Source organism: Pseudomonas sp. ICMP 561 (genome assembly GCF_002699985.1).
Classification (GTDB): domain Bacteria; phylum Pseudomonadota; class Gammaproteobacteria; order Pseudomonadales; family Pseudomonadaceae; genus Aquipseudomonas; species Aquipseudomonas quasicaspiana.
This window is the reverse complement of record NZ_LKBT01000045.1, coordinates 107,916-133,740: the sequence shown is the minus strand read 5'-3', so window position 1 is coordinate 133,740 and position 25,825 is coordinate 107,916. Positions and strand designations below refer to the sequence as shown.

The 25,825-nt window shown below is 56.7% G+C and carries 21 protein-coding genes; 6 read left to right on the top strand and 15 right to left on the bottom strand.

Annotation, left to right across the window (positions count from 1 at the left end):
• Nucleotides 1-4 precede the first annotated feature (4 nt).
• The 15 genes from AO242_RS22600 to AO242_RS29330 form a co-directional block, all read right to left on the bottom strand.
• Nucleotides 5-469 (bottom strand): hypothetical protein, encoded by a 465-nt coding sequence (locus AO242_RS22600; RefSeq protein WP_027898948.1) that lies wholly within the window; start codon nucleotides 467-469, stop codon nucleotides 5-7.
• Between the two features lie 344 nt (nucleotides 470-813).
• The gene (locus AO242_RS22595) at nucleotides 814-2,265 is read right to left on the bottom strand and encodes a mannose-1-phosphate guanylyltransferase/mannose-6-phosphate isomerase (RefSeq protein ID WP_099270426.1); all 1,452 of its coding nucleotides are present in this window, start codon (nucleotides 2,263-2,265) and stop codon (nucleotides 814-816) included.
• Nucleotides 2,266-2,381: 116 nt separating this feature from the next.
• Nucleotides 2,382-3,050, bottom strand: coding sequence for an alginate O-acetyltransferase AlgF (locus AO242_RS22590; protein ID WP_027898946.1), 669 nt, complete (start codon nucleotides 3,048-3,050; stop codon nucleotides 2,382-2,384).
• A gap of 13 nt (nucleotides 3,051-3,063) precedes the next feature.
• Complete coding sequence (locus tag AO242_RS22585) at nucleotides 3,064-4,251, bottom strand: alginate O-acetyltransferase (RefSeq protein ID WP_027898945.1); 1,188 nt, start codon at nucleotides 4,249-4,251, stop codon at nucleotides 3,064-3,066.
• Between the two features lie 9 nt (nucleotides 4,252-4,260).
• Nucleotides 4,261-5,838: an MBOAT family O-acyltransferase gene (locus AO242_RS22580; protein WP_027898944.1), complete on the bottom strand. Its 1,578-nt coding sequence runs from the start codon at nucleotides 5,836-5,838 to the stop codon at nucleotides 4,261-4,263.
• Nucleotides 5,839-6,041: 203 nt separating this feature from the next.
• Nucleotides 6,042-7,163, bottom strand: coding sequence for a mannuronate-specific alginate lyase (locus AO242_RS22575; protein WP_099270425.1), 1,122 nt, complete (start codon nucleotides 7,161-7,163; stop codon nucleotides 6,042-6,044).
• Between the two features lie 8 nt (nucleotides 7,164-7,171).
• Nucleotides 7,172-8,611 (bottom strand): alginate O-acetyltransferase AlgX-related protein, encoded by a 1,440-nt coding sequence (locus tag AO242_RS22570; protein ID WP_099270596.1) that lies wholly within the window; start codon nucleotides 8,609-8,611, stop codon nucleotides 7,172-7,174.
• Between the two features lie 13 nt (nucleotides 8,612-8,624).
• Complete coding sequence (gene algG, locus AO242_RS22565) at nucleotides 8,625-10,247, bottom strand: mannuronan 5-epimerase AlgG (protein WP_099270424.1); 1,623 nt, start codon at nucleotides 10,245-10,247, stop codon at nucleotides 8,625-8,627.
• Nucleotides 10,248-10,273: 26 nt separating this feature from the next.
• Nucleotides 10,274-11,755, bottom strand: a complete 1,482-nt coding sequence (locus AO242_RS22560) for an alginate export family protein (protein ID WP_099270423.1) — start codon at nucleotides 11,753-11,755, stop codon at nucleotides 10,274-10,276.
• A complete protein-coding gene (gene algK / locus AO242_RS22555; RefSeq protein ID WP_099270422.1) occupies nucleotides 11,752-13,170 on the bottom strand; it encodes an alginate biosynthesis TPR repeat lipoprotein AlgK in 1,419 nt (472 codons plus the stop codon). The genes AO242_RS22560 and algK overlap by 4 nt, the downstream gene beginning before the upstream one ends.
• A 1-nt stretch (nucleotide 13,171) precedes the next feature.
• Nucleotides 13,172-14,341 carry an alginate biosynthesis protein Alg44 gene (locus AO242_RS22550; RefSeq protein ID WP_027898938.1) on the bottom strand — a complete coding sequence of 390 codons (1,170 nt, stop codon included), beginning with the start codon at nucleotides 14,339-14,341 and terminating at the stop codon, nucleotides 13,172-13,174.
• Nucleotides 14,342-14,383: 42 nt separating this feature from the next.
• On the bottom strand, nucleotides 14,384-15,865 hold the full coding sequence (gene alg8, locus AO242_RS22545; RefSeq protein ID WP_099270421.1) for a mannuronan synthase: 1,482 nt from the start codon (nucleotides 15,863-15,865) through the stop codon (nucleotides 14,384-14,386).
• A gap of 106 nt (nucleotides 15,866-15,971) precedes the next feature.
• The gene (locus tag AO242_RS22540) at nucleotides 15,972-17,288 is read right to left on the bottom strand and encodes a nucleotide sugar dehydrogenase (RefSeq protein ID WP_027898936.1); all 1,317 of its coding nucleotides are present in this window, start codon (nucleotides 17,286-17,288) and stop codon (nucleotides 15,972-15,974) included.
• Nucleotides 17,289-18,221: 933 nt separating this feature from the next.
• Complete coding sequence (yaaA, locus tag AO242_RS22535; RefSeq protein ID WP_099270420.1) at nucleotides 18,222-19,001, bottom strand: peroxide stress protein YaaA; 780 nt, start codon at nucleotides 18,999-19,001, stop codon at nucleotides 18,222-18,224.
• Between the two features lie 354 nt (nucleotides 19,002-19,355).
• The gene (locus tag AO242_RS29330; protein ID WP_141562236.1) at nucleotides 19,356-19,544 is read right to left on the bottom strand and encodes a hypothetical protein; all 189 of its coding nucleotides are present in this window, start codon (nucleotides 19,542-19,544) and stop codon (nucleotides 19,356-19,358) included.
• Between the two features lie 1,234 nt (nucleotides 19,545-20,778).
• Between AO242_RS29330 and AO242_RS22525 the strand changes: the two genes are divergently transcribed.
• From AO242_RS22525 to moaE, 6 genes are all read left to right on the top strand, one after another.
• Nucleotides 20,779-21,915 carry a polysaccharide deacetylase family protein gene (locus AO242_RS22525; RefSeq protein WP_099270595.1) on the top strand — a complete coding sequence of 379 codons (1,137 nt, stop codon included), beginning with the start codon at nucleotides 20,779-20,781 and terminating at the stop codon, nucleotides 21,913-21,915.
• Nucleotides 21,916-22,247: 332 nt separating this feature from the next.
• Nucleotides 22,248-23,642: a PhoH family protein gene (locus AO242_RS22520; RefSeq protein WP_027900702.1), complete on the top strand. Its 1,395-nt coding sequence runs from the start codon at nucleotides 22,248-22,250 to the stop codon at nucleotides 23,640-23,642.
• A 305-nt stretch (nucleotides 23,643-23,947) separates the two neighbouring features.
• A complete protein-coding gene (locus AO242_RS22515; protein WP_099270418.1) occupies nucleotides 23,948-24,415 on the top strand; it encodes a hypothetical protein in 468 nt (155 codons plus the stop codon).
• Nucleotides 24,416-24,594: 179 nt separating this feature from the next.
• Nucleotides 24,595-25,083, top strand: a complete 489-nt coding sequence (moaC, locus tag AO242_RS22510) for a cyclic pyranopterin monophosphate synthase MoaC (RefSeq protein WP_099270417.1) — start codon at nucleotides 24,595-24,597, stop codon at nucleotides 25,081-25,083.
• Nucleotides 25,080-25,325 (top strand): MoaD/ThiS family protein, encoded by a 246-nt coding sequence (locus tag AO242_RS22505; RefSeq protein ID WP_099270416.1) that lies wholly within the window; start codon nucleotides 25,080-25,082, stop codon nucleotides 25,323-25,325. The genes moaC and AO242_RS22505 overlap by 4 nt, the downstream gene beginning before the upstream one ends.
• A gap of 2 nt (nucleotides 25,326-25,327) precedes the next feature.
• On the top strand, nucleotides 25,328-25,783 hold the full coding sequence (moaE, locus tag AO242_RS22500; protein WP_099270415.1) for a molybdopterin synthase catalytic subunit MoaE: 456 nt from the start codon (nucleotides 25,328-25,330) through the stop codon (nucleotides 25,781-25,783).
• Nucleotides 25,784-25,825: the final 42 nt, after the last annotated feature.

The window sequence follows — 25,825 nt, the reverse complement described above, 5'->3', positions numbered from 1 at the left end:
TGAATTAGTCCGAAAAACTGCCTTGTAAATGTTCAGCCCGAAACTCCAGCGTCTGCGGGCGATAACCTTGGCGCAGGGGAGGGAGCGGCAAACAATCCTGCCATTGGCTACCGGCCTGTAAATCGCCGGGGCCTTGATAGCGTGGGCCTGCGTAGGCGTCGTCGGTAAGGTTGACGGTGTCGCCAGGCGCATACGCGGCCACACGCCAACGCAGTTCGCGCAGCGGGACGTCGTTGGTGTTGTCGATCAGTACCAGCAATGGCTTACCAACAGGGCATTGGTCCGGGGCGTAATTCATCCGCAGCCCCAAATGCTCCAGGCGGCGGGTTTCGCGACTGTCTTGCCAGATGACTACCATCGCCACAAGCCCGAGGCCCGCAGCCGCCGCCAATGAAACAGGCAAGGCCTTGGCCGGATACCGCAGCAACAGGACAAGCCAGGTGATGATAAGCAATGCGCCGAACAGCATGAGTCGCGCCTCGTGAACAGATGAGCACGCATCGTACCGAAAGCGGGGCGGGGCGGCTAATGGTACGCCGTTGATGTCGCTGTCCGTAGGACCGGCTTCAGCCAGGAGGAGGCCGGGACACGCTCTAAATTTCCTTCAACTGAAATACTGCTCTCCCGGCTACAGCCGGTCCTGCGAGATCGAAATCATGTTTGCAGTCGACCATAGAATTTTCCGCAGAACTGATCCGTTTCAATTCAACAAAAACGCAGGCCAAAAAAAACCTCAACAACCTGCTGCGGATGGGGTACGCAAAAGGTTGTTGAGGTGTACTGCTCGTTGCCGATTGCAGTTAAAACAGCAGATTAACGTGCAATGGTTTGCGTCTTGACGCCAGCTTCCAGTTGAGCGGAGCGACCGTAAACGTCTTCGTAACGTTCGATGTCGTCTTCACCCAGGTAGCTGCCCGATTGAACTTCGATGATTTCCAACGGGATCTTGCCTGGGTTTTTCAGGCGGTGAACCGAGGCAATCGGGATGTAGGTCGACTGGTTTTCGGTCAGCAGGAACACGTTCTCGTCACAGGTAACCTGTGCAGTGCCCGATACCACGATCCAGTGTTCGGCGCGGTGGTGGTGCATTTGCAGGGACAGGCTGGCACCCGGTTTTACCGAAATGCGTTTGACCTGGAAGCGGCCGCCCATGTCGACGGAGTCGTATGAACCCCATGGACGATAGACTTCAAGGTGGTTCTGAGTCTCGCTACGGCCCTGCTCATTGAGCGTGTTGACCATCTGCTTGACGCCCTGAACCTTGTCCTTGTGAGCAATCATCATGGCGTCTTTGGTTTCGACGACAACGATGTTGTCCAGACCGATCACCGATACCAGTTTGCCGTTGCCGTGGATCATGCAGTTGCGGCTGTCCTGGATAACCACGTCGCCTTTGGTGACGTTGCCGTTGGCGTCTTTCTGTTGCACAGCCCACAGCGAGGACCAGCAGCCCACGTCGTTCCAGCCAGCGGTCAGTGGCACAACGCAAGCGCGCTGGGTTTTTTCCATCACGGCGTAGTCGATGGAGTTGTCCGGGCAGCAGGCGAAGGTGGCTTCGTCGATGTCGATGGTGTCGCCTTCTTGCTTGCTGCGCTCCAGGGTCATCATGCAGGTGTCGTAGATGTCCGGATCGTGCTTTTTCAGCTCTTCGAGGAAGCGGCTGGCACGGAACAGGAACATGCCGCTGTTCCAGTAGTAACCACCGGCTTCAACGAACTCGGTAGCGCGCTGTTCGTCAGGCTTCTCGACGAAGTGCGATACGCGGCTCACGCCTTCTGGCAGCAGTGCATCAGCAGTGGATTTGATGTAGCCATAACCGGTTTCCGGCTTGGTAGCCGGTACGCCGAACAGGACCATCTCGCCACGCTCGGCCGCGACGGTGGCCAGCGCCAGTGCGCGTTGCAGAGCTTTCTGATCTTCGATCACGTGGTCAGCAGGCATGACCAGCATCAGCTCGTCGTTGCCTTCGCTGAGCAGGTGCATGGCGGTGATGGCAACGGCTGGCGCAGTGTTGCGGCCAAACGGTTCCATGATCACGGTCTGAGTTTCGAGGCCCAGAACACTCAGTTGCTCGTTGACGATGAAACGGTGTTCTTTGTTGCAAACCACGATCGGTGCTTGCATGCCTTCGAACTTCAAACGCTCGAGGGTTTGCTGGAAGAGGGTGTGGTTCCCGGTCAGCGCCAGAAACTGTTTAGGGAATTGTTTACGCGAAAGCGGCCAGAGTCGTGAACCGCTACCGCCTGACAAGATCACTGGAATCATGTTGTTTCTCCAAGAGCATTTCGAAATAGGGCTGTACGTCGGTCTGTCGTTTCTGTCTTGTTTTTGTTCCGTGTCGATCGGCCCACTCATCAGCGGGCCGACTGACTAATCCTTTATTAGCGAGTCGCTACCGGTGGTTTTACCCATACCGGAGACAGGCCACTGCCGCTACCGGTGATGTACAACACGGCGGCTTCGCCACGCTCCAGGGCAACCGGTTTCAGGTCAGTCACTTTCTTGTCGCCGTCGTACAGCGCCAGGCTGACTTTTACCGGATTGATTTCACGCTCACCGGTGCCTTTGGCAGCAACGGTTTTTACGACTTCGGTTTTGCCGTCAGCAGTCTTCAAGGTCAGTGCCTTGTCGCTCAGGTTCTGTACGCGAACCAGGGATTTCTGCTTGTTTTTGAACGGTGGTTCTTCAACCAGTTGTGGCTTGCCGCTGGCGTTGTTGACCAGGGTGTAATAGTGGTCGCCTGCCAGTTTCACCGGGACGCTTTGGCTGCCCAGTTTGGCGGTGTAGTCACCTTGTGGCATGAAGCTGAATGCAGTGCTGCCCTGTGGTGCTACTTCGTTCATGTTGGTGTTGCCAACCGAAGCGCTGATCTCGGAGCTGCTGGCGTTGTAGACACGCACGAAGGTAGAGCCTTTTGGTGCGGTTGGGCCATACAGGGCGGAGTCACCGGCGAATGCTTGCAGGGTGAAGAGGCTGATACCGGCAGCCAGTGCGCAGGTTTTCAGCAGGCTTTTCTTGGCAGTACGAGTGTTCGAATTCTGTAGGTTCATCTGTTTAGTCCTCTCAGTTTTGGGCCTGGTTTGGCGAGTCGGAAGGTTTGACGTTCTGAACGACGTTTTGTTGCGTTTTGATCGCTTCAGGAGCAGCTTTTTTTAGCTGTGCAATCCACTGCTGATCAAAGTCTTTAAGGTCGTTGTGAACGGGCAGATAACGTTCCGGAAATTCCCAGATCAATACTTGTGGCGGGCTGTTTTTGAACGCGTCGGTTTGCAGGTATTTGAGCATCGGGAGGATCGGGCCGTGGCCGTCTTCCGCGTAGTTCACAACATCACTGTGCAGCGCCTCTTTAAGCGCACCGACGAAGTTCCAGTTCGGGTTGGCGCTGTAGCTGGTGCCCACCAGACCAACGGCGACATCACTGTCGGCGAACAGCGCGTCATCGCCTTCGGCCTCTGCTGCTACCGGGTCAGTGCTGCGTTGTTGCAGTTGATCCGGTTGTGGCAACAGGTTGCTGAACAGCGGGTCAAGCGGCAGGAAGTTGGTCAGGTCGCCTTTATAAGGCGCTGTTTCCTTGGCCTGGGTGACGAACTTCTCAGGCTCGCCGCTCAATGGCGTCTGCTCTGCGATGACCGTGCCCAACTGCTTGGCCACAACTTCGGCACCCATCGGCGTCCAGTGAGTATCGGTACGCAGGAAGACCTGGCCGTGTTGCTTGGCACCTTGCAGCGGTGTCAGCAAATCAGGCGCGACCAGACCGGCTTGCGCAGCGTGCTCATGGAACTGCTGATAAAGATCGGTGTGCAACGTGGCAGGTTTGTTGTCGCCAATGTGCTCCGGATACAAGCGGGTCTTGGCAGGGATAATCGCCAGCACCAGCTTTGTACCTTTGGCGTTCAGTTCGTCGCGTACGCCCTGGATGATTGCCAGGTTTTCCGCTTCGTTCTTGTCACCGTTGGCGATGGCATCGAACTCTTCATCAGTGAACAGCCACTGATCCTTGCCGAGGACAACGCCCGGGCGGCCTTCGTTGAACAGCTTGTAATCCAGCGCTGCCCAAAGGTTGGTGCCCAGACGCTTGATCGGAAACTCTTCGTCGTAATGAGTTTCCGCCGCCTTGGTCCACTTACCGTTAAGCACGGTGGTTTCCGGGGTGGTCGAGAAGCTGGCAAAGCTGCGCAGCGACCAGATACCCAGAATCAGCAGGATAGCCAGGAACAGGGTGATGTAGAGGATGCGTAATGAACGGGTCATGGCGGGTCCTCAGAATTGGAAGTAAAGGAACGGCGAGAAGCTTTGCGCCGACAGTTTGAGAATCGAAGCAATGAACAGCAGCAGGATCAGTGCGCGCATTGCGTAACGTGGCCAGTCAGCAACCCAGTAAGCAGGCTGTACCTGAGCTTCAGTACCCACGATGTAGCCTGGTTCGTGAATGCTTCCTGGTTTGTCACCCGGTACGGCTTTGATCATGCCTGGCTGCGCAGTGGCAGGGCCGTCAGCCTGAACACCCAGATCCGGGTTGCTCTTGCTGGCAGCTTTTTCGGCAGGACGGTTGGCATAGAAGTCACGCAGACCGAAGAACGCCAGTGTTGCGTAAGCCACGACCATGGTCGCCACTTGCAGACCGGTGAGGCTGGCCTGGTTCAGTTCCGACAGTTTCCAGTCACCGAAGCCAAACATCGCGCTGTACATACGGCCGGCAACGTGCAGGTTTTCGGAGCGGAAGATGACCCAGCCAGTGACCACGATCAGGAAAGTCAGGGCCCAGCGCAGTACGTTAAAAGTACGTGGTGCGGTGTTCAGGCCGATGGCTTTCTCGATCGCCAGCCAGATACCGTGCCATGCACCCCAGATTACGTACGTGATGTTGGCGCCGTGCCACAAACCACCCAGCAGCATGGTCAGGAACAGGTTGCGATAGGTCGCGAACTTGCTGCCACGGTTGCCGCCCAGAGTGATGTACAGGTAGTCACGCAACCAGGTGGAGAGGCTGATGTGCCAGCGACGCCAGAACTCGGTGATCGACTGGCTGATGTAAGGCTGTTTGAAGTTTTCCATGAAGCGGAAACCCATCATCAGGCCCAGACCAATGGCCATGTCGCTGTAACCGGAGAAGTCGAAATACAGTTGCGCGGTATAAGCCAGTGCACCCAGCCAGGCGTCGCCTGTGGTCGGGTTTTCCAGCGCGAAGCAGTGGTCAGCGACAACGGCGAGGGTGTCGGCGATGAACACTTTCTTGATGAAGCCCTGCATGAAGCGCGTGCAGCCTTCGGAGAACTTGTCCAGGGTGTGGGTGCGATTGTTGAACTGGTCAGCCAGGTCACGGAAACGCAGCACAGGGCCTGCAATCAAGTGCGGGAAGATCGCGACAAACGCAGCGAAGTCGATCAGGTTGCGTGTGGCCGGGGTATCACCGCGGTACACGTCAATGATGTAACTGATGGACTCGAAGACATAGAACGAGATACCGATTGGCAGCAACACGTGGGTCAGGATGAACGGCTCCAGACCGACCGACGTCATCATTGCGTTGATGCTGTCGACGCCGAAGTTGGCGTACTTGAAGTAGCCCAGGATACCGAGGTCAACCACCACGCCCAGCAACAGCCAGCGTTGAGCCGGCTTGGTGCGAACGCCTGCCGCACCTATCTGCAGGCCGATCCAGTAGTTCCACACCGTTACGCCGATGAACAGCGCGAGGAAGTCCACACGCCACCAGGCATAGAACACATAACTGGCAATCAGCAGCAGCAGATTGCGATAGCGTTGCCCGCTCAAGTAATACAAGCCGAGGAAAATCGGCAGGAACAGGAACAGGAACACGTTGGATGAGAACACCATCCTGATATCTCCGTTTATCCATCAGTCAAGGGCCCAAAGCCCCCCCAAACCCCCCACACCGATGTGGGGGTTAACGCGTAACACTGTAGGAGTGAGCTTGCTCGCGATAGCGGCATATCAAACACCGCATATCTCATGTCAGATCCAGGTTGTTTGATCCGACGTCATCGCGAGCAAGCTCACTCCTACAGTTGGTTGGTGTATCAACCGCCTTTGTCGCCCTTCTCATGCTCAGGGTCGTAGACCTTGGTCAAGTCACCGCCCAGACGGAAGGTTTTGAAAGGTTGTTTTTCGTGCTTGTCTTCAAGTACTTCAGGGCTGCAGGTGTAGAGCGAGCAGTACGGTTCCAGCCAGGCAAATTTCGGATCCTTCTTGAGGTCCGTCATGTCCTGTTTTTCACCGTTTTTAGCAGCGAAGGCAGCCGGGTCTTTCACGCCAGACAGCACGCGATCAGCCAGACGTTTCAATGCACCATTGTTTTCCGGACGCAGGTCTACACCGTTGGCCTGCGCAAAGCTGGCGATCATCGCCAGTGGCGGCAAGGCGTAGTTGTGATAGGAGAGGGCACGCTGACGACGCTTCATCTCGTTCGGCAGGTAGCCTTCCGAATCGACTTGGCTGGCGGCGACTTTGAATTCTTTGATCGCCCAGTCGAACAGGTCCTGACGGTTGGTGGCGACAGCGGTTGCCATTACCGACCATGCGGCCCAGTACGAGTGGTTGTTGATTTTTTCCATCGGCAGGTTGCTCCAGTCACTGATGACCTGGTCAGCCAGTTTGCTGAACCATGCTTCAATGATCTGCGCGTCCGCCTGGCGGTTGGCCAACGGATGCGAGTCGGAGAACTTCAAGCGCAGGTAAGCGGAGGACATGCTGCCCAACGCCCATTTGCGCATCGATTTACCGGTATGGTTGAAGTCCTTGGACTCCAGCGCATCAGCCTTGGCCCAGGTAGTCATCATGTTCAGTGCGCAATCGAGCTGCTCGGGACGACCATCGCGCATGTACTGCATCACGACTTTGCTGACGCCACGCTCAAGGGTGGTGATGTCTTTGGTCGCACTGCGAAACGCTTCTTCGGACGCTTCGTTCAGGGTCGCACGCGCCTTGTCCGAACCTTCGTATTTGCTGCGAAACACCAGCTTGTCGGTGTAAGGCTTTGGAATGGCGTCACAGCTGAAGTTGTGGTCGCCGGTCTTCATTTTTTCGATCGGAGCGTCGTAGCCTTTGGGTGGCACGAGGTTCGCGGCGCTGGCGGCCCCGGCGCCACCGGCCATAATGGCCAGTGACAGCAGGGTAGGTAACATCAGTTTCGGAGTGTGCATAGGTAGCCTCATAACCCGGCTTGCGCAGTTTGCTGCGCAGTGCCCGGGAACACGTTGCGTTTGCATACTTTCGCTTCGACTTTCTGGGGTGCAGTGCCCGCTTCCGGACCCTGGATTTCCAGTGCGAGCAGCTGCTGGTCAGCCCAGTCTTCATCTGTTCGCAGTTCGAAGGAGAAGCGCCCGTCTGTATCGGATGTTTCCGGTTTTTCGATTTTCAGATCTTCGTGACGACCGTTCATGTACCAGAGTCTGGCTTGCAGAACTTTTACCGACGTGTCGGCAAAACGGATGTCGATCTGATTGCTGCCATTGCGGATGTTCTTGATTCCATTCTTACCGTTGACCAGCACTTCATTGGTGCCGGTCTTCAGTGTGGTGCTTGCGCTCATCACTGCTGGTTTGCCTTCGCAGCCGTTATCCAGCAGCGACATCATCTGGCGGTAAATGGTCTCCTGGTCCAGGCGGTACAGCGGCGAGAATTCCCAGATCAGGATTTTTGGTGGACGTTTCTGGAAGTCTTCACTGCCCAGGTACTGCAGCATCGAACCTTCCAGACCGCCGCCAGGGAAGGCAACGTTAAGGATGTCGGCACCGATGTACTCTTGCAGGAAGCCGGCGAAGTTGTAGTTCTTGCCGCTGTGACTGGTACCGACCAGAGTGATTTCCGGGTTGCCGGAATCACCGAACAGGTCGCCGTCACCGGCCTCGCCTTTAGGCTCGGTGGTGAACTGGTCCATGTACTGGATCGCGTAGGTGTTACCGCACAATTGCGCTGCCATGTTGTGCAGGGTACCGGTTTTGCCCATGCGTCCCGAAACGTGGCTTTCGAATTCACGCTTTGGAATGTCGGCGTAGCCCGGGATTTTCTTCACGGTTTCGGCAACGATTTTCGCGGTGCGCTGGGCGCCGTATGGCGTCCAGTGCTGGTCACCGCGGAAATAGAAATCATGGGCCTGTTGCTCGTTGGTCAACGGCGACAGATCCGGAACCCAGTAGCCCATCTTGTCGAAGCGACCCAGCATGGCCTTGTAGTTGGTCAGCGCTTTTTCATAGTCGAACTTGTCGCGTTCGGCAGGGAACAGTTTGTTGCGATCCACCAGGCCGCGAGTCGGCTGATACACCACTACCAGTTCAACGCCTTTGCTCTTGAAGGCATCGTGCAGTTGTTGCATGCGGCGATAGCCTTCTGGCGTGGTGTTGAATTCGGTACGCAGGTCTTCCTGGGTACGGAACAGCCAGTCACCTTCTGCTTGCACCAGCGTGGTGAAGTTCTGCTGGTAGCGCGTGGTGTAGTTTCTGGCGTCATGCGCTTGCGGGCACAGCTGGCAGCAGGGCTCCGCGGTGAAGTTGGGCGCTTGCAACTCGTCTGCACGTGCGCCGCTGCTGATTGCCATCAGTGCTGCGGTCAGGCCGGACAGGCTGAGTAATTTGATCAAGTGTGCGTGCATAAACATTACCTTCTCAGTCCTGAAGTTCTTTCTGGCTTTCGACCGGATCGATCAGCACGGCTTTCTGTTGGCGTACCAGCAGGTCAAGGATTTCATCCTGACGTTCGCCCAGAATGCCGGCGAAGCTGATACCGCTGTTCTTGGTCGGAGCCAGCATCGCCACTCGGTAGAGTTCGATACTCAGTGGCGAATCGATCGACAGTGGGCCCGAGTTATTACCGGTCAGTTCACCACCGACAACAATCAGCGACACCTTGGATTCGAACGGGTCGAGCGCGATGTCGCGGTCGGTGTTGCTCAAATCCTTGATGTGTCCGTAGACACCCAGCAGACCGTTGGCCATGGCGATGTTTTCGTAAAGGCGGATGTTCACGCTGTTACGAACGCGGATGCCGTGACGACGGTTGGCAATGACCTTGTTGCCCCACAGCAGGTTGTCGCCGCTTTCGTACAAGGTGATGCCGTCAGTGTGGTTCTGGTAAACCTCGTTGTAGGCAACGATGTTGTTGACGCTGTTACGGTCCAGAACCATGCCGGACAACTTGTTGTTGTGCGTTTTGTTGTTGAAGATGAAGCTATCGTTCACCTCACGGGAAATAATGATCCCGTGCTTTTTCTTGGTTCCGTAGACATCGTTTTCGGCAATGATCAGACCGTGGGAACGGTCGTGCGGGTCGATGCCGTAAATGATGTTGTCGCGGTAGGTGCTGCCTTTGACCACAAAATCTTTGGTTTCATAGCAGTAGAAGCCATACCACATGTCCGAGAATTCCGAGCCGACGATCCAGCCGGTCGGATCGGGCTTGTTCATCTCTTTGACCATGTTGGGCGTGTACTGGGAAATACTCACACCGTAGGACTTGCTCTGGTCGTAACCCAGGCTCGCCATTTTGGTGTTGATGATGTAGACCTCAGAGCCACCCCAGGACAGCAGAAACGGACGGAATTCGTCTGGCTTGCGGAAGGTCGACGGCGTGTTGTCCTTTTCGCGCCAGCCATTCATCTGGGTGTCGCTCATGAACAGCTTGCCTTCGACGACCACGAACGCACCTTTCTCTTGAGACAGGCGCAGCTCCTTGGTTTTCTTGTTGGCTTCGAAGATGCCGGTAGCCTTGACCAGAATCGGCAGGCGAGCCACGTAGGTGCCTGGCGATACTTCGCTGAGGTACTGCTTCGGGACTTTTTTCGCCAGATCCTGAACCGTCACATAGCCGTCTTCGATGATGATTGCCTGTGGGATGCCTTGTTGACGGGCAACCCATTCGGCCATCTTGTTATCGCCACCGATAAACTCTTTCAGACCCACTTCCGACATCATTCGGGCCACTCGAACCTTGCCCGCTTTGGTGCGGACAATTTTCTTGGCAGCGGCTTCGGCGGTATAGCCGGAGAGGTCTGGCAGCTTGGGTTTTTCCAGGTGCAGTGTTTCCACCGGCGGGCTGCTGATGGTGTAGTTTTTGGCCTGCTGCAACTCTTTGACCACTGCCGCACCGTTCACCGGAGCCGGGACCGGGTTGACCGGCACTGTGGCGGCCATGGCGGAGCTGGCGAGCAACAGCGCGCCGCTCAGCACTGCGCTTTCGAGCAGTGCTTGTGGCCATGCGCGGTTGCGCAGACTGCTTGCTTGACTGTTCATCTCATCGCACTCCTTTCGCGGTTGCATCAGAAGCGCCAGATGACGTCGACAATGGCGCGGTGCATGTAGCTGTCGACTTCGCTGCCATAAGCATCACCCGGTTTGAAGACACCGGCACGCAGACGGACGAGCGCTGAAGGTTCGTCCATCGACTGACTGAGTGCCGCAGGCAACAGACCGCCTTTGAAGTACTTGGTCACGACCAGGTCCATTTCCTGACCCAGGTCTTTTTCACCGTCGGTGCTCAGTGGCAGGGATGAAAGAACACCTGGCCGCTCTTCGCCAACAGCATTGATTCCCGAAGTACCAATGCGCGCATTGCCATCGGTGCGGCGGAATTTGTGGTAGATCAACGATGCGTCGTATTCATCCTGCATCTGCCAGGAGGCGAACAGCGAGCCGCTTTCCACGTTGGCCATTTCACCCTGGAACGCTTCACCGAAGCGGTGGATACGCGAGCGCGTGCCGGTCCAGTTCGAACGGTTGGATTCCAGGCCGTTCTGTTCGTATTCCTTGCTGGCGCGCGAGTAGGCGGCGCCGACTTGCCATTGCGGGTCCAGACGGAAACGCAGACCCAGGTCAGTGGCCCAGCCATTGACGTTGGTGTTGGTCTTGTCGCCTGCCTGGAACGTGCCGTCCGGCTGTGCGTCGGCAGCAATCTGGCTGCGATCACCGGAGAGCCAGGTCACGCTGCCCCAGTAATTGATCGGGTTGGTGTTGCGATGGTTGTAGGCATCGCTGTTGGCCTGCAGGCCCAACCAGGTCAGATCGCCATTGGCGGTCTTGTCCAGATCGTCAAGTTGCTCGCCAGGTTTTTTCAGGTTGCCGTCATCTTGGCTGTGGTGTGCGCGCACACCTGCCCATTGACCTGGCATCCACTGGTAGCTGACGTCACCGAAAATGTGTTTACGGTCTTCGTCTTGCGCCGACAATTCAGTCAGGTCGGTGCGGTATTCGCTGAAGCGTTGAGCCACGCCCACGTCTGCTTTGAGCAGTGTGGTGTCGAAGACCCAGTTCACGGCCTCGATGTTCGTGTCGTGCCACTGGCCATCGTCATTGCGCAGACGCTGACGACCGACTTTGAGTATCTCGCCAGGGTAGGCGGTGAAGCCGCTGTAGCCAATCCAGAATTCGCGCAAGGCCAGATAGCTCTTGTCGACTTCGCGCTCGCTGGCATTGCCACGAGACTGAGTGGTTTGTTGGGTTGCGGCGTCGGTTTGTTCAAGAGGGTCAGTCTGAATGGTGTCAGTGGCAGTCACCACTTGACCCATCGCATAACCGCTCCAGTCGCCGCGTTCGCCGTAGACCCAAGGACGCAGGTCCAGACCGAGACCATTTACATCGCCACCGGAGCGTGTGCCCAGGTCGCGGTCGTCTTCGGCCTGGCCGCTGATTTTTACTTCCAGACCAAAGTTCTTCTCTTCGGTCAGGGCCGCCAGTGTCGGCGTAGCCCAAAGCAGGGTAAAGCCAAGACCCAGGCCTGCGGCCATCAGGGGATTCAACTTCATAGTGGTGCGTCCTCGCCGTCTTCTTCTTTCAGGGCTTGAATGGCCAGCGCGTTTTGGCTGGTGATGCCCCGGACGTTTTTCTCTTGCTGCAACAGCCGTTGGGCGGTGGCGAGTTTTTCAGGGGGCAAGGCGGTGCTGATTTCCTGCGCGAGATCAGTGGCAGCCGGCGTCGGCGTTGGAGCCTGAAGCGCCAGTTGGCTGAACACCCAGGCATTGACCGGGTTAGGCATGGTGCCTTTGCCTTGGGAGAACAATTGGGCAATGGCAAAGTCAGCGCTGTTCTGGCCGCCACGTGCAGCGATCAGCAATTCGTCCAGTGCCTTTTGCGATTCGACCTTGCCGAGGTAACCACGGCGGTAGATCTGACCCAGGTAGTAATGCGCGGAGAGCTCACCACCAGCGGCGGCTCTTTTCATGTGCTCTTCTGCTTTGCGTGAATCAGCCGGTACCCATTTACCTTCGTAGTACAGGCGACCCAGCAACAGCTCGGCGCGGGGTTGGTCCGCAGCACGACCGTTATCCAGGTATTCCATCATCTTGTTGACGTCGCCCAGTTCGGGGAAGTCGTAAAGCAGTTTGGCCAGTGTTACCCATGAAGCGGGGTAACCCGGTGCAACTTGTTCAAGCAATTGCTGAGCGGTTTTTTCATCGGGCGTACCGATGGACGCATCACCCAATACGCGGGCTACGCTGTCCACACGCTGAGCGCCGACGCCGCCAATGGAGTAAGCACTTTTCAGTTGCTCGACCACGGCGGTGCGCTGTTCGTTCTGGCCACGTTTCTGATAGACCGTCACCAGCTCGACGTAGCAGATGTCGACTTTGCTCAGTGCGTTTTTGCAGATGTTTTCCACGTCATCCAGGTGCTGATCGTAAGTGCCCTGGGTGCGGTACAGCAGCACTTGGGCCAGACCGGCTTCCGGATAACCCTGTGCACGCCACTCGCTGATTTTCTGCTGGGCATTCACGTTCGGAAAGCTGTGCGGGAATTGCAGGTAAAGCATGGCCAAAGGCGTCAGCGAACTGGTATCGCCACTGGCGAAGGCCTTTTTCAGCAGGCTTTCAGCTTCGTGGTGTTCCGCTTCAGTCGCGCCCGGTTTGGTCGCCAGCAGGCGACCCAGACGAGCTTGAGCACGCGGTGACGTTTCAGCAGCAGCGCGATAAGTGGCTTCAGCTTCCTTGATGCGCTGCGGGTCGCCGCTTTGCACTGCAATGTCAGCCAGGCCTACCTGTGCATCGCTGTAGCCCAGGTCCGCCAGTTGCCGATAGTTCTGTTCTGCCAGAGCGGTGTCGCCGTTCTTCAAGGCTTCATTGGCCAGGCGTTGATCGGGCAGACCGGCACAACCGGTCAGCGCGATGGCAACGGCCAGGCTCAATAGGGTAGGGCTCGACAATCGTTGTAATGGGCTACGCATGTTAGAGACCCGCGGCCATGGCTTTGTCGATCAGCCAGTTCATCGATGGACCACGATCGCTGGTGACTTCAACCGGACGGCCAGCCAGGGAAGTGTCCAGCACTTCGTCAGGCTTGATCTGCACGCGGATATCGGTGGCCAGATCGGTTTCGCTCAGGTTGGTGCTGCTGACGATTTTGCCGCTGCGAATGTTGTCTTCACCGGCTACCTGGAAGTTGACGCGGGTGCCTGGCTTGACGTCGTTGAACTGACGATAGGTGAAGCGGGCTTCAACATTGGCTGCGGTGTTACGCGGTACCAGTTGGAAGATCACCTGGCCTTTGGCAGCGAACTGACCATCGGAAACCAGTTGCTTGGCAATCACACAGTCGCATGGGCTGGTGAGGGTACCGGCCATTTGCTTGCCGTACAGTTCTTCGATTTTTGCAGGTTGCAGGTCGTCACCGTTCAGGCTGCCCTTGAGCATTTCCAGCATGCTGGTGTTGAACGAGGCCATTGGTGCGCCTTTGGCGACCGGAGTGTTGACCGCGACCAGGCTCTGCACGGTGCCTTCACGCGGCATCGTTACGTCCATGGCTGGCAAGGTGACCAGGCCGGCCGAGGAGTGGCTGACGAAGTACAGGCCGTAAACGGTTTTGAAGATAAAGCCGAATGCTGCCAGACCGACGATGAAGATACCGAGGGTGAAGGTCACTGCGCGCAGGCGACCCAGAGCGCTCATGCCGTCGCCGCTGCCTTTCACCTTGCGTGCTTTGGTGAAGTTGTCACGCTGCAAGGTAGCCAGCACTTCACCCATGCTGACGATGTCGCCGCTCAGGTGCGACGTGATCAGGTGACGCAGGGTGGCGATGTCTTGAGCTTCCAGATTCTGGAACTGGCAACCCACGCGACCGGTGGAAGGATCAATGGAGCGCACCTGCATCTCAACGTCCATGGCCAGGCCAAGGTTGTCGATCAGGAACTGCAGGCGCCCCTTGATAACTTCACCTGCCGTTGGGCGCTGCTGCGCAGGCGCGACGAAGCTCAGGCCGCCAGCGGACAAGTCTTCAACTTGTACCAGAGGCGCGTTCGGGGCTTCGAGCAAGCGCAGCTTGGCCGGGATTTTGACCCGGGCGTGTTGGCGCTGGGCTTCGGATTCGTGTACGACGTTTGCATTCACGGCTGTATTCATGGCTAATTTTTCCTACTTAAGCGATTAATCCGTTGGCCCGGTTTAAACCATCGTCAACAGCACTGCGACGAAGATGGTGCCAGCCGAGAAAGTCATGGTTCGAGATGACCAGGTGTTGAACCAACCCTGGAAACTGGCCATGTCACGGCTGAGTTTGGTGTCTTGACGCGTCCAGGACTGGCGGTCCAGGCGGAAGAAGACGTAGATCTTCATCAGTGCGCCGACGATCTGGTTGTAATAAAGAATGACGGGGTAGGCCGGCCCGATGTTGTGCCCTGACAAGGACAGCAGCAGGGTCAGGATCAAGCGGGTTATCCCGATCCACAGCAGATACATCAGGATGAACACACCGCCGTATTTGAAGCTGGCGATGATCGCAACGGTGAGGCCGAGAATGGAGGTCCACATCGACACACGCTGGTCGAACAGCACGATGCTGGTGAAGATCCCGAGACGACGAACGCCCAGACCCAATGCACGCGAGTTCTGACGCAGGTTGTTGCCGTACCAGCGATACATCAGTTTGCGGCTGGCCTTCAGGAAGCTCTTTTCCGGCGGGTGCTCAACGGTGTTGATCGTAGCGTCCGGCACGTAGAACGTGTCGTAGCCAAGACGCATCAGGCTGAACCAGCTGGACTTGTCATCACCGGTCAGGAACTTGAACGTACCCAGACGCCAGTGATGCAGCGAATCGCTTTCAACATCGGCGATGAACTCAGGATCAGTCACGACGGTGGCGCGGAACACTGACATACGACCGGTCATGGTCAGTACGCGCTTGGACAGGGCCATCGAGCACATGTTGATGTGACGCTGCGCGAAACGCAGTTTGTGCCACTCACTCATGATGTAGCCGCCGCGGACTTCGCAGAACTCGTTAGTGGTCAGGCCGCCGACATTGCCGAACAGCTGGAACCACGGAACAGTCTTGCGAACCACGCCTTCAGACAGCACGGTGTCGCCATCGATCACGGCGACCACAGCACGGTCGTCCGGCATGTGCCGGGAGATTGCGCGGAAGCCGAAAGCCAGACCGTCGCGCTTACCGGTACCGGCAATACGTACGAAGTCCAGTTTGACGTGAGCAGGCGGGTTGGCCTTTTCCCACATCGCTTTGACCAGCAACTCGTCTGACATTTCTACCAGGGAGCAGACCACGGTGGTCGGGTAGCCGCATTCAATGGCTTCGCGAATGACCGAGCTGTACACCTGGGCGGTAGTCAGTGCGTCGATACGAAAGCTGGTGACCATCAGGAACACGTGAGACGGGTCCGCCGACTTGCCCAGCTTGCGCACTTTGCGACGCAGGTGCGGGTAAACGATGTAGAGAAAGATCATGCCGCGCACAAAGTGCGTAGCGCCCATCGAGTAGCGCCAGATGCCCACGGCGCCAATCAGGAAAATAAAGTTCTTCGACTGTGAGTCGAAGATACTGGTAGGCAACGCGGTTGCGAGTGCCCCTAATAAACTCAGGTAGAACAACCAACCTGCGGCCTGTAGTAGACCATGCTTAAGCCTGTGCATATCTGGTATCCCTAGGTCAGTTGCAAGCTTCAAGCTGCAAGCCCCAAGTGGGGGTTGCAGCTTGAACTTTTGGCTTGCCGCTTTAAGCTTGTAGCTTGCCGCTGGTTTACCAGCAGATACCTTCAGCGCTAGCGTTTTCGGCAGTAGTGGTGGTCATGAAGCCGACCAGGTCCACAATCTGCTTGCCCGCTGGAGCCTTGTCGGCCAGGGCGCGGAAGCGCTCATCACGGTTGCCCAGGATGATCACGTCGGCGTGTTCGATCACAGCGTCGAAGTCCGAGTTCAGCAGGGACGAAACGTGCGGGATCTTGGACTCGATGTATTCCTTGTTGGCACCGTGAACACGAGCGTATTCAACGTTGCTGTCGTAGATGCTCAAGTCGAAGCCTTTACCGATCAGCATTTCAGCCAGCTCTACCAGCGGGCTTTCACGCAGGTCGTCAGTACCGGCCTTGAAGCTCAGACCCATCAGCGCGACTTTGCGAGTGTCGTGGGCAGCCACGATGTCGAAAGCGTTCTGAACCTGGGAAACGTTACTGCGCATCAGCGAGTTGAGCAGAGGTGCTTCAACGTCCAGGCTGCCAGCACGATAGGTCAGGGCGCGGACGTCTTTTGGCAGGCAAGAACCGCCGAAAGCGAAGCCTGGACGCATGTAGTACTGGGACAGGTTCAGTTGCTTGTCCTGGCAAACCACTTCCATTACTTCACGACCATCGACGCCGCACGCTTTGGCGATGTTGCCGATTTCGTTGGCGAAGGTGACCTTGGTGGCGTGCCACACGTTGCAGGTGTACTTGATCATTTCGGCAACAGCGATGTCCTTGCGGATGATCGGTGCGTCGAGTTCTTCGTACAGAGCTTGCAGCACGTCGCCGGACGCTTTATCGAACTCGCCGATAACGGTCATTGGCGGGTGATCGTAGTCTTTGATCGCGGTGCTTTCGCGCAGGAACTCAGGGTTCACTGCAACGCCGAAGTCGACACCGGCTTTTTTGCCGGAGCAGTCTTCGAGGATTGGGATCACAACGTTGGCAACAGTGCCCGGCAGAACGGTGCTGCGCACAACGATAGTGTGACGGGTGTCTTTTTCACGCAGTACGAAGCCGATTTCGCGGCAAACGGATTCGATGAAATCGAGTTCCAGGTCGCCGTTTTTCTTGCTTGGAGTACCCACGCAGATCATCGACACGTCAGTGGCGCGGATGGCCTCGGAAAAATCCGTGGTGCCACGCAGTTTGCCAGTGCGAATACCCTTGTCCAGAAGCTCGCCCAGACCAGGCTCTACGATTGGCGATTTGCCGTTATTGATAAGGTCGATTTTGGCGCTGGAGATATCAACACCAACAACATCATGACCCCGCGCAGAAAGGCAACCGGCACATACTGCACCGACGTAACCCAAACCAAAGATGCTGATACGCATCGTACTCTCCTCGATTTACACGCCATTAAGTTGGCTGGATATTGAATTTTGGCCAGCAGGTATCGCGCACTCGGAGGTGGGACTTAAAGAAGTCTCACAACAAGTACAGGCATATTTAAAAAAGACGAGTGCCAGAAGTAACTAAGGCAATCTCAAATACTGCTGAGTCTTGAACGGCAAGTAACCTGGCTGTGACAGCGACAGGGCCTCGCTCTGGGATGTGGTAAACCACTCCTTTAGGTGCTGACGCTGTCTTGATACCGACAGACCCGGACCAGAGCCTTGGGCTGCCATGCCTCAATGTCGCGCTCTGCACTTGAACAGTGCTTTGCCATACGACTAAAACTTTGTAAGTGTGAGCCAATCTCCCGACTGCCTACCGTCGCTGATCCTGAGATCAGTGTGATGAACGGCAACTTCCACATTTTCTACACCCCTTGTAAGTGATCTCTCACAAGGAAGGCGAGAATTGTTACGGGATGTAGGAGCGTTTGATTCCGGGATAAGTTCCGGGCCACTCGTCCTCTTTTTGAGAATTTTTCTTTTTGAAGGCTCGGATGAGGTGATTGCACGGTGATGTCATATGGGCTGCAGGCCTTGTCGGGCAAGGGTTGCCGCCGAGTCGGTGTGAGGATGCTACTACTGTGAACAAGCCAAATGCTACTACACAAAAAATTTGTTAATTTTTTGAGAAAAACACTAACTAAAAAAAGGTGACTGTTAGTTGGCGACAGTAAATTGTCAAAGTGCAATTTGCATGACGTTTATAAGGGGATAAATAGCATAGTGGCGGGGATAAACTTGCCTTAAACGGGTTAATACGAATGTTGTGGAATGCCTTTGACCGGAAAAGCAGCATTTCAGGCAGTGAAAATGCCGCGAAAGCGCCAGCGTCTTGCCCGGTCAAAGCGGGTCCTCCTGCGGAGCCAAGAGCTACGATTCGGGCGTGTCTCGCAGGAATACCAGACGGGTTGCCGTTGACTGCTCTTTGCTGAAGCGATAACCCCCGACGTCGAACTGTTTCAGTGCATCCGGTGTATTGATTTTTTCCGATATAACAAAGCGGCTCATCATGCCCCGCGCCTTCTTGGCGTAGAAGCTGATGATCTTGTATTGGCCGTTCTTCAGGTCTTTGAAATCGGTGTCGATGATGCGTGCGTTTAATGCTGGACGCTTAACCGCAGAAAAATACTCGTTGGACGCCAGGTTCAACAGCAGATCATCGCCTTGTTCCGCCAGTGCCTCGTTCAGCCACTCGCTGATTCGTGTTCCCCAGAACGCGTAGAGATCCTTGCCGCGGCCATTGGCGAGTTTAGTGCCCATTTCCAGCCTGTAGGGCTGCATCAGGTCCAGTGGGCGCAACAGACCATAAAGGCCGGACAGCATGCGCAAATGTTCCTGGGCGTAGCTGAGTTCGGCTTCACTCAGTGTTTCGGCTTGCAAGCCGGTGTACACGTCGCCTTTAAAAGCCAGCAGCGCCTGCTTGGCATTCTCCGGAGTGAACGCTGGGTTCCAGCTGCCGAAACGTGCGGCATTGAGTCCTGAGAGCTTGTCGGACAGATGCATCAACTCGCCGATCTGTGCGGGGGTCAGCTCGCGCAATATCTCGATCAGTTCCTGGGAGTAATCCAGATACTGCGGCTGGGTAAAACGTTCGGTCGTCGGCGGGGTTTCGAAATCCAGGGTTTTTGCCGGGGAAATCACCATCAGCATGGGGTCGTCTCCTTTAATCGTCGGACGATTCTAGGGACTGTTGCTGGCTGACTCCAGCTATGGTGGCGATAGGAGAGATGTTTTGACGCGTGGCGCAGTGCTTTAGGGCGTGCTAGCAGGTAGGAGGCAACTTGTTGGCGAGGGGGCTGACGCGGTTCTTCAGGCATACCGCCTCGCGAACAAGTTCGCTCCTACCGGGCAGGGCCTTGGCGGTGGCACGCGACGAACCCTCAGCAGGTAGGAGGCAACTTGTTGGCGAGGGGGGGCTGGCGCGGTCCTTCAGGCACGCCGCCTCGCGAACAAGTTCGCTCCTACCGGGCAGCGCCTTGTCGGGGGCACGCGGCGAACCGGCATTCACACATAGCCGGTAGGAGGCAACTTGTTGGCGAGAGGGTTGACGCGTTTCTTCAGGCATACCGCTTCGCGAACAAGTTCGCTCCTACCGGGCAGCGTCTTGTCGGGGGCGCGCGGCGAACCGGCATTCACACATAGCCGGTAGGAGGCAACTTGTTGGCGAGAGGGCTGGCGCGGTTCTTCAGGCACACCGCTTCGCGAACAAGTTCGCTCCTACCGGGTATCGTCTTTTTACGGGCACTCGGCGAACCGACGTTCACGCATGGCCGGTAGGAGGCAACTTGTTGGCGAGAGGGTTGACGCGGTTCTTCAGGCACACCGCTTCGCGAACAAGTTCGCTCCTACCGGGTAGCGTCTTGTCACGGGCACTCGGCGAACCGACGTTCACGCATAGCCGGTAGGAGGCAACTTGTTGGCGAGGGGGGCTGGCGCGTTTCTTCAGGCATACCGCCTCGCGAACAAGTTCGCTCCTACCGGCATCGCCTTGTCAGTGGCACGCGACGTACCCTCAGCAGGTAGGAGGCAACTTGTTGGCGAGAGGGTTGACGCGTTTCTTCAGGCATACCGCCTCGCGAACAAGTTCGCTCCTACCGGGCAGGGCCTTGGCGGTGGCACGCGACGAACCCTCAGCAGGTAGGAGGCAACTTGTTGGCGAGGGGGCTGACGCGGTTCTTCAGGCATACCGCCTCGCGAACAAGTTCGCTCCTACCGGGCAGGGCCTTGGCGGTGGCACGCGACGAACCCTCAGCAGGTAGGAGGCAACTTGTTGGCGAGGGGGCTGACGCGGTTCTTCAGGCATACCGCCTCGCGAACAAGTTCGCTCCTACCGGGCAGGGCCTTGGCGGTGGCACGCGACGAACCCTCAGCAGGTAGGAGGCAACTTGTTGGCGAGGGGGCTGACGCGGTTCTTCAGGCATACCGCCTCGCGAACAAGTTCGCTCCTACCGGGCAGGGCCTTGGCGGTGGCACGCGACGAACCCTCAGCAGGTAGGAGGCAACTTGTTGGCGAGGGGGCTGACGCGGTTCTTCAGGCATACCGCCTCGCGAACAAGTTCGCTCCTACCGGGCAGGGCCTTGGCGGTGGCACGCGACGAACCCTCAGCAGGTAGGAGGCAACTTGTTGGCGAGGGGGGGGGGCTGGCGCGGTTCTTCAGGAATACCGCCTCGCGAACAAGTTCGCTCCTACCGGCATCGCCTTGTCAGTGGCACGCGACGTACCCTCAGCAGGTAGGAGGCAACTTGTTGGCGAGAGGGTTGACGCGTTTCTTCAGGCATACCGCCTCGCGAACAAGTTCGCTCCTACCGGGTAGCGCCTTTTCAGGGGACGCAGAAGCATTTGTATCGGCGCGGACACAAGCCCAGCCACTCATATCAGCTATAGTGCGGCGCTTATCCAGGTTCGATGTTCAGGGAGCGATTGGTGTTGCGTAAGTTTCTAGCAGTGTGCGCGTGTCTGTTCAGCGTTCAGGCCATGGCGGCTCCGCCTCCGGTTGCAACCATTGACCGTAGCCTTTGGCCGGAGCGGCTGGAATCGCCTGATCTGTTCGATGTGGCATCCCGTGCGGAAATTCTCGGCTTTGCCCACGAATTGCTGGCCAGCGAAGCATTGGACGAGGAGGGGCTCAAGAAGCGTCTGGGTCTCAGGTACGTCAACGTGCCGTCACTGAATCTGCTTCGTCACCGTCTCTGGAATCGTTTGCTGGAGGGTTACCAGAGCGCGCAATCGAGCTGCCCTCAGGATGCTTCGTTCTGCGTGTTGGTCGAGGACATGGACCAGCTGCGCCAGCGTGCCGCCGAATTCACCATCGCCAGTGATTCGTTCTACGCCAACTGGGCTGCGCCGAGTGCGACCTTTCATGAGCGCTATCTCAATGAACTGATGTACATGGCGGCGTTATTCCCGCAAACCAGCAGTGAAATCGCCCTATATAACTCTGATGAGTTGAGCGGCGATGAAATGGCTGACCGTACCTTTCAGATGAATTTCGAAGGTGGCCCCACCGGCGCTGACGGAGGGACCGACTGGCTGACTGACTTCATGCGTCAGCAGAAGATGAACGCGACATTCTTCGTCTTGGGCAAAAACCTGCAAGAGCGCCTCAGTGCGAGCAACGGTACCGCGCTGCAGTCGCTGTACCGTCTGCAGTGCGTCGGCATTCAGGGTTGGGAATATCGCTCGCACAGTCAGTGGCTGGAGTGGCAAGACTCGGTGCGTAGAAGTGAAGGCCTGACTCAACAGCTGCTGCCCGACAACTTCATCCCGCTGTTCCGTCCACCCTATGGCCATCGACGTGCGGACAGTGGGCAGTTCTTCCGTGATCAGAATCTGCGGGTGTCGCTGTGGAATATCGATGCGCAGGACAGCAATGGTCGACTGACGTCCGAGCAGATAACAGACCGGGTTGTAAACCTGATGTTGCTGTGGCGGCGAGGGACAGTGGTGTTTCACGACGCCAGTGCGAGGGTGCAGTCGGCAGTGCCGCTGTTGCTGGCAAACACCGCACAAAGCGAGTTGATCTGGGACGATTGCCACAATATCCCTGACAGGCCCGCAGAATAAGGTCTTGCGTTCATTTTCCGGGAAGGATGAGGCGAATTTTCCGACGGTTTTGGGTAGAGCGGACTTCCGACTGTAAACGGGCTTGGGCAGGTCGCCAAGGGCTATTCGTCATACTGTGAAATAAACTTCAAAAAAGTGTCAAAGTGCTTTTTTCTGTCATGTGTTTTGCGGTATTACCACTATCAGACCGCCGAAACCTGCAACACAGGTGGCGTCCTCCAAGACTCCATCTTGAGCATTTCTCTCCTGCCCTAAGGAGAGAGCCCGGCGGCCTTTTCGTGGCGCAGTGTGAGTGGTTCTGCGTCACCTGGCTTTTATAAAGGTGAGCGAGTATGGATGATCACGGACGCACCCCTTCTTCTACCCAGCCAATCCTTTACGTGCTCGATACCAACGTACTGATTCACGATCCAAATGCACTGCTGAATTTCGAAGAACACCGCGTCGCCATCCCCATGACCGTGCTGGAAGAGCTGGACAAGCTCAAAGCCGGTAAACATTCGGTCGCTGCCGAATGCCGTCAAGCCATCCGCCTGATCGACAAGACACTGGGCGAAGCCACGCCTGAAGAAGTCGAGAAGGGCGTACCCATCGACCGTGGCACGGGAGTCTTCAAGGGCTTCCTGTCGATCATGATGAGCAAACGCGAGGAACCCAACAGCCTTCTGCCTGAACACCTCAACGACAACATCATCATCAACCAATTGATTGACCTGCATGCGCGCGACAAGGACTTGCGTCTTGTGCTGGTCACTAAAGACATCAACATGCGTCTCAAGGCGCGTGCCTGCGGGATCGCTGCCGAAGACTACAGCACCGACCAGTTGGTCGATGACGTGTCGATGCTGTCCCGTGGTTATCACAACGTGACCGGCTCCTTCTGGGACCGGGTCAGTAAAGTCGACACCCGTCAGGATCACGGCCGTACCTGGCACCGCGTGCAAATGACTGAAATGCTGCCGTCGGTACACATCAACGAGTTCATCATCGACGAGCAGGGATTTGTCGGCTGGGTCAAAGGCGTCAAGGCCGACGAACTGATGATCCTCGACATGCACCAGGAGCCACTGCTACATCAGGAAGCCTGGGGTCTCAAACCGCGTGATATCTATCAGGGGCTGGCGCTGTTCGCCTTGCTTGACCCGGATATCCATCTGGTCAACCTGTCCGGCGCTGCCGGGTCGGGTAAAACCATCCTGGCGCTGGCAGCGGCCATTGAGCAGACCATGGTCAGCAAGCGTTATCGGCGCATTATTGCCACTCGTAGCGTGCAGGGTCTCGACCAGGAGATCGGCTTCCTGCCAGGCACCGAAGCAGAAAAAATGGAGCCTTGGCTGGGCGCCATCACCGACAACCTCGAAGCCTTGCACATGGATGACGAAAACACCCATGGCAGCGTCGATTACATCCTCAGCAAAGTGCCGTTGCAGTTCAAATCCCTCAACTACATACGGGGTCGCAGCTTCCAGCAAAGCCTGATTTTGATCGATGAATGTCAGAACCTGACGCCGCACCAGATGAAAACCATCATCACCCGTGCCGGCGCCGGTTCAAAAGTGGTCTGCCTAGGCAACCTCGCGCAGATCGATACTCCATACCTGTCGGCCACCAGTTCCGGGCTGACCTACCTGACGGAGCGCTTCAAAGACTTCCCGAACGGCGTGCACATCTCGCTGCAAGGTGTGCCACGCTCCATCCTGGCTGAATATGCGGAGTCGCATTTGTAATATTCACGGTTGCTGTTAACCCTGTGGGAGCGAATTCATTCGCGAAGAGGCCGGTCCAGACCCCTCGCGGATGAGTCCGCTCCTACCCTCCCTGCAAAATCCTTTCCTTTTTTCATATCCGCTGGCGACTAACGGACTGTCATTTCTGACAGTAGACGTGCCTGTTAGACAGTGTTTAAGTCATTGTGCTGAAGCATAAGTTGTTCTTGCATCCAGTGAAGCTTAGTGCGCCTGCCGCAATGCTGTTGGCCACTGACTGTACTGGAAATGACGGATATCGCATTGAACGATAAGGAATGAATAAAATGGAATATATACAGAATGGTGATTTTGCGACCGGTGACTTTCCTCCTTGGGAAGTAGTGATTCCTCCGGTTGAAATCTTTAAAGAGGACGCCCGATCCTACGCCCGGTTTGGCGATGGGGCTCGTCTCTTGCAAAGGTGGCGAATGACTGTCCCCGTCCCTCCCAGAGTAACGTTTTCCCTGGATATAAAGCGAAGCGACGATGTTGATTGGAACATTATGCACCTCACATTGACGTTTATAGTCGCGGGTGTAATAGAGCATCATCCATTTCAAGTTTTTACGGAGCAGGATTGGACCACCGCCTCCATATCATTGGCTTTGCCTGACAGGCTTGAGAGGGTGGAGCTCTTTCTCTCCAGGACTTCAGGAATGCCAGGAACGATTTCACTCACAAATGTTTCGTTCTCGGATCAAGTCTCAAGACCCGATGCAGGTATTGAACCTGCCTCTGACAGCGAGTCTTAGCGGGTTGCGCCGCGATCTGTATGAAGTCCATGTGGAGGCGGCCTTCTGCGCTTCCACTTTATTCTCGTATACCTTTCAGAGTTCTGCGGCGCTGGCATCGTGCCAACAGAAAGGGGTTACGGCTTGTAGCTTGTAGCTTTTACTCCCTACAATCCCTGCTCCTGTTCAGGAGTAACGCTGTGCTCACTCATCTCGATTCCCAAGGTCGCGCCAATATGGTCGACGTCACTGATAAAGCCGTGACGTCCCGTGAGGCAGTCGCCGAAGCATTAATCCGTATGTTGCCCGACACCCTGCAAATGATCGTCAGCGGTGGGCATCCCAAGGGGGATGTGTTCGCCGTGGCGCGCATCGCCGGTATTCAGGCAGCGAAGAAGACCAGCGACCTGATCCCGCTGTGCCACCCGTTGATGCTGACCAGCATCAAGGTGGAGCTCAGCGCTGAAGGCGAAGACGCTGTGCGCATCGTCGCCCGCTGCAAGCTGGCCGGGCAGACCGGTGTAGAAATGGAGGCGCTGACCGCCGCCAGCGTCGCTGCGCTGACCATCTATGACATGTGCAAGGCGGTTGATCGCGGCATGGTCATCGAGAACGTTCGCTTGCTGGAAAAGCTCGGTGGCAAAAGCGGCCACTTCATTGCCGACGAAACGGCACCGGAGGCTTCATGAGCATCAGCGTCCAGTATTTCGCCCGTTACCGGGAAACCCTGGGGACTGACGGTGAGCAGGTCGACGGCGAGTTCGCGACTATCGACGCACTGCGCTTGCACTTGCTTGAGCGCGATGGGGTCTGGCAAGTATTGGCCGAGCAGAACCTGATGTGCGCTCGCAATCAAGAGCTGTGTCAGCTGGATGAGCCGTTGCAGACCGGTGACGAAGTGGCATTCTTCCCTACCGTAACCGGGGGCTGAGCATGGCGATTCGGGTTCAGGCAGAACAGTTCGATCCAGGCTTTGAAGTCAACGCTTTGCATGCGGCTAACGTCGGCATCGGCGCAGTGGTCAGCTTTGTAGGCTACGTACGGGACTTTAACGAAGGGCGGGAAGTCTCGGGGATGTTCCTGGAACACTATCCCGGCATGACTGAAAAGGCATTGGGCAAGATTGTGCTTGAGGCCGAACAGCGCTGGCCATTGCTCAGGCTGGAAGTAGTGCATCGGGTTGGCGCGCTGGAACCAGGTGAACCCATTGTGTTTGTCGGCGTTGCCAGTGCCCATCGTCAGGCGGCCTTCGAGGCCTGTGATTTCGTGATGGACTACCTCAAGACCCGTGCGCCGTTCTGGAAGAAGGAAAACACGTCAGAAGGGCCGAAATGGGTCGAGGGGCGGGCGAGTGATAAAGCGGCGGCGGGGCGTTGGAGCAACCCCTGACTTCATAACATGCCCGTAGGACCGGCTTTAGCCGGGAGGGCA

Coding starts and splice junctions, on each gene's coding strand:
- AO242_RS22600 (WP_027898948.1), bottom strand. CDS start 469: ATGCTGTTCGGCGCATTGCTTATCATCACCTGGCTTGTCCTGTTGCTG.
- AO242_RS22595 (WP_099270426.1), bottom strand. CDS start 2,265: ATGATTCCAGTGATCTTGTCAGGCGGTAGCGGTTCACGACTCTGGCCG.
- AO242_RS22590 (WP_027898946.1), bottom strand. CDS start 3,050: ATGAACCTACAGAATTCGAACACTCGTACTGCCAAGAAAAGCCTGCTG.
- AO242_RS22585 (WP_027898945.1), bottom strand. CDS start 4,251: ATGACCCGTTCATTACGCATCCTCTACATCACCCTGTTCCTGGCTATC.
- AO242_RS22580 (WP_027898944.1), bottom strand. CDS start 5,838: ATGGTGTTCTCATCCAACGTGTTCCTGTTCCTGTTCCTGCCGATTTTC.
- AO242_RS22575 (WP_099270425.1), bottom strand. CDS start 7,163: ATGCACACTCCGAAACTGATGTTACCTACCCTGCTGTCACTGGCCATT.
- AO242_RS22570 (WP_099270596.1), bottom strand. CDS start 8,611: ATGCACGCACACTTGATCAAATTACTCAGCCTGTCCGGCCTGACCGCA.
- algG (WP_099270424.1), bottom strand. CDS start 10,247: ATGAACAGTCAAGCAAGCAGTCTGCGCAACCGCGCATGGCCACAAGCA.
- AO242_RS22560 (WP_099270423.1), bottom strand. CDS start 11,755: ATGAAGTTGAATCCCCTGATGGCCGCAGGCCTGGGTCTTGGCTTTACC.
- algK (WP_099270422.1), bottom strand. CDS start 13,170: ATGCGTAGCCCATTACAACGATTGTCGAGCCCTACCCTATTGAGCCTG.
- AO242_RS22550 (WP_027898938.1), bottom strand. CDS start 14,341: ATGAATACAGCCGTGAATGCAAACGTCGTACACGAATCCGAAGCCCAG.
- alg8 (WP_099270421.1), bottom strand. CDS start 15,865: ATGCACAGGCTTAAGCATGGTCTACTACAGGCCGCAGGTTGGTTGTTC.
- AO242_RS22540 (WP_027898936.1), bottom strand. CDS start 17,288: ATGCGTATCAGCATCTTTGGTTTGGGTTACGTCGGTGCAGTATGTGCC.
- yaaA (WP_099270420.1), bottom strand. CDS start 19,001: ATGCTGATGGTGATTTCCCCGGCAAAAACCCTGGATTTCGAAACCCCG.
- AO242_RS22520 (WP_027900702.1), top strand. CDS start 22,248: ATGGATGATCACGGACGCACCCCTTCTTCTACCCAGCCAATCCTTTAC.
- AO242_RS22515 (WP_099270418.1), top strand. CDS start 23,948: ATGGAATATATACAGAATGGTGATTTTGCGACCGGTGACTTTCCTCCT.
- AO242_RS22505 (WP_099270416.1), top strand. CDS start 25,080: ATGAGCATCAGCGTCCAGTATTTCGCCCGTTACCGGGAAACCCTGGGG.
- moaE (WP_099270415.1), top strand. CDS start 25,328: ATGGCGATTCGGGTTCAGGCAGAACAGTTCGATCCAGGCTTTGAAGTC.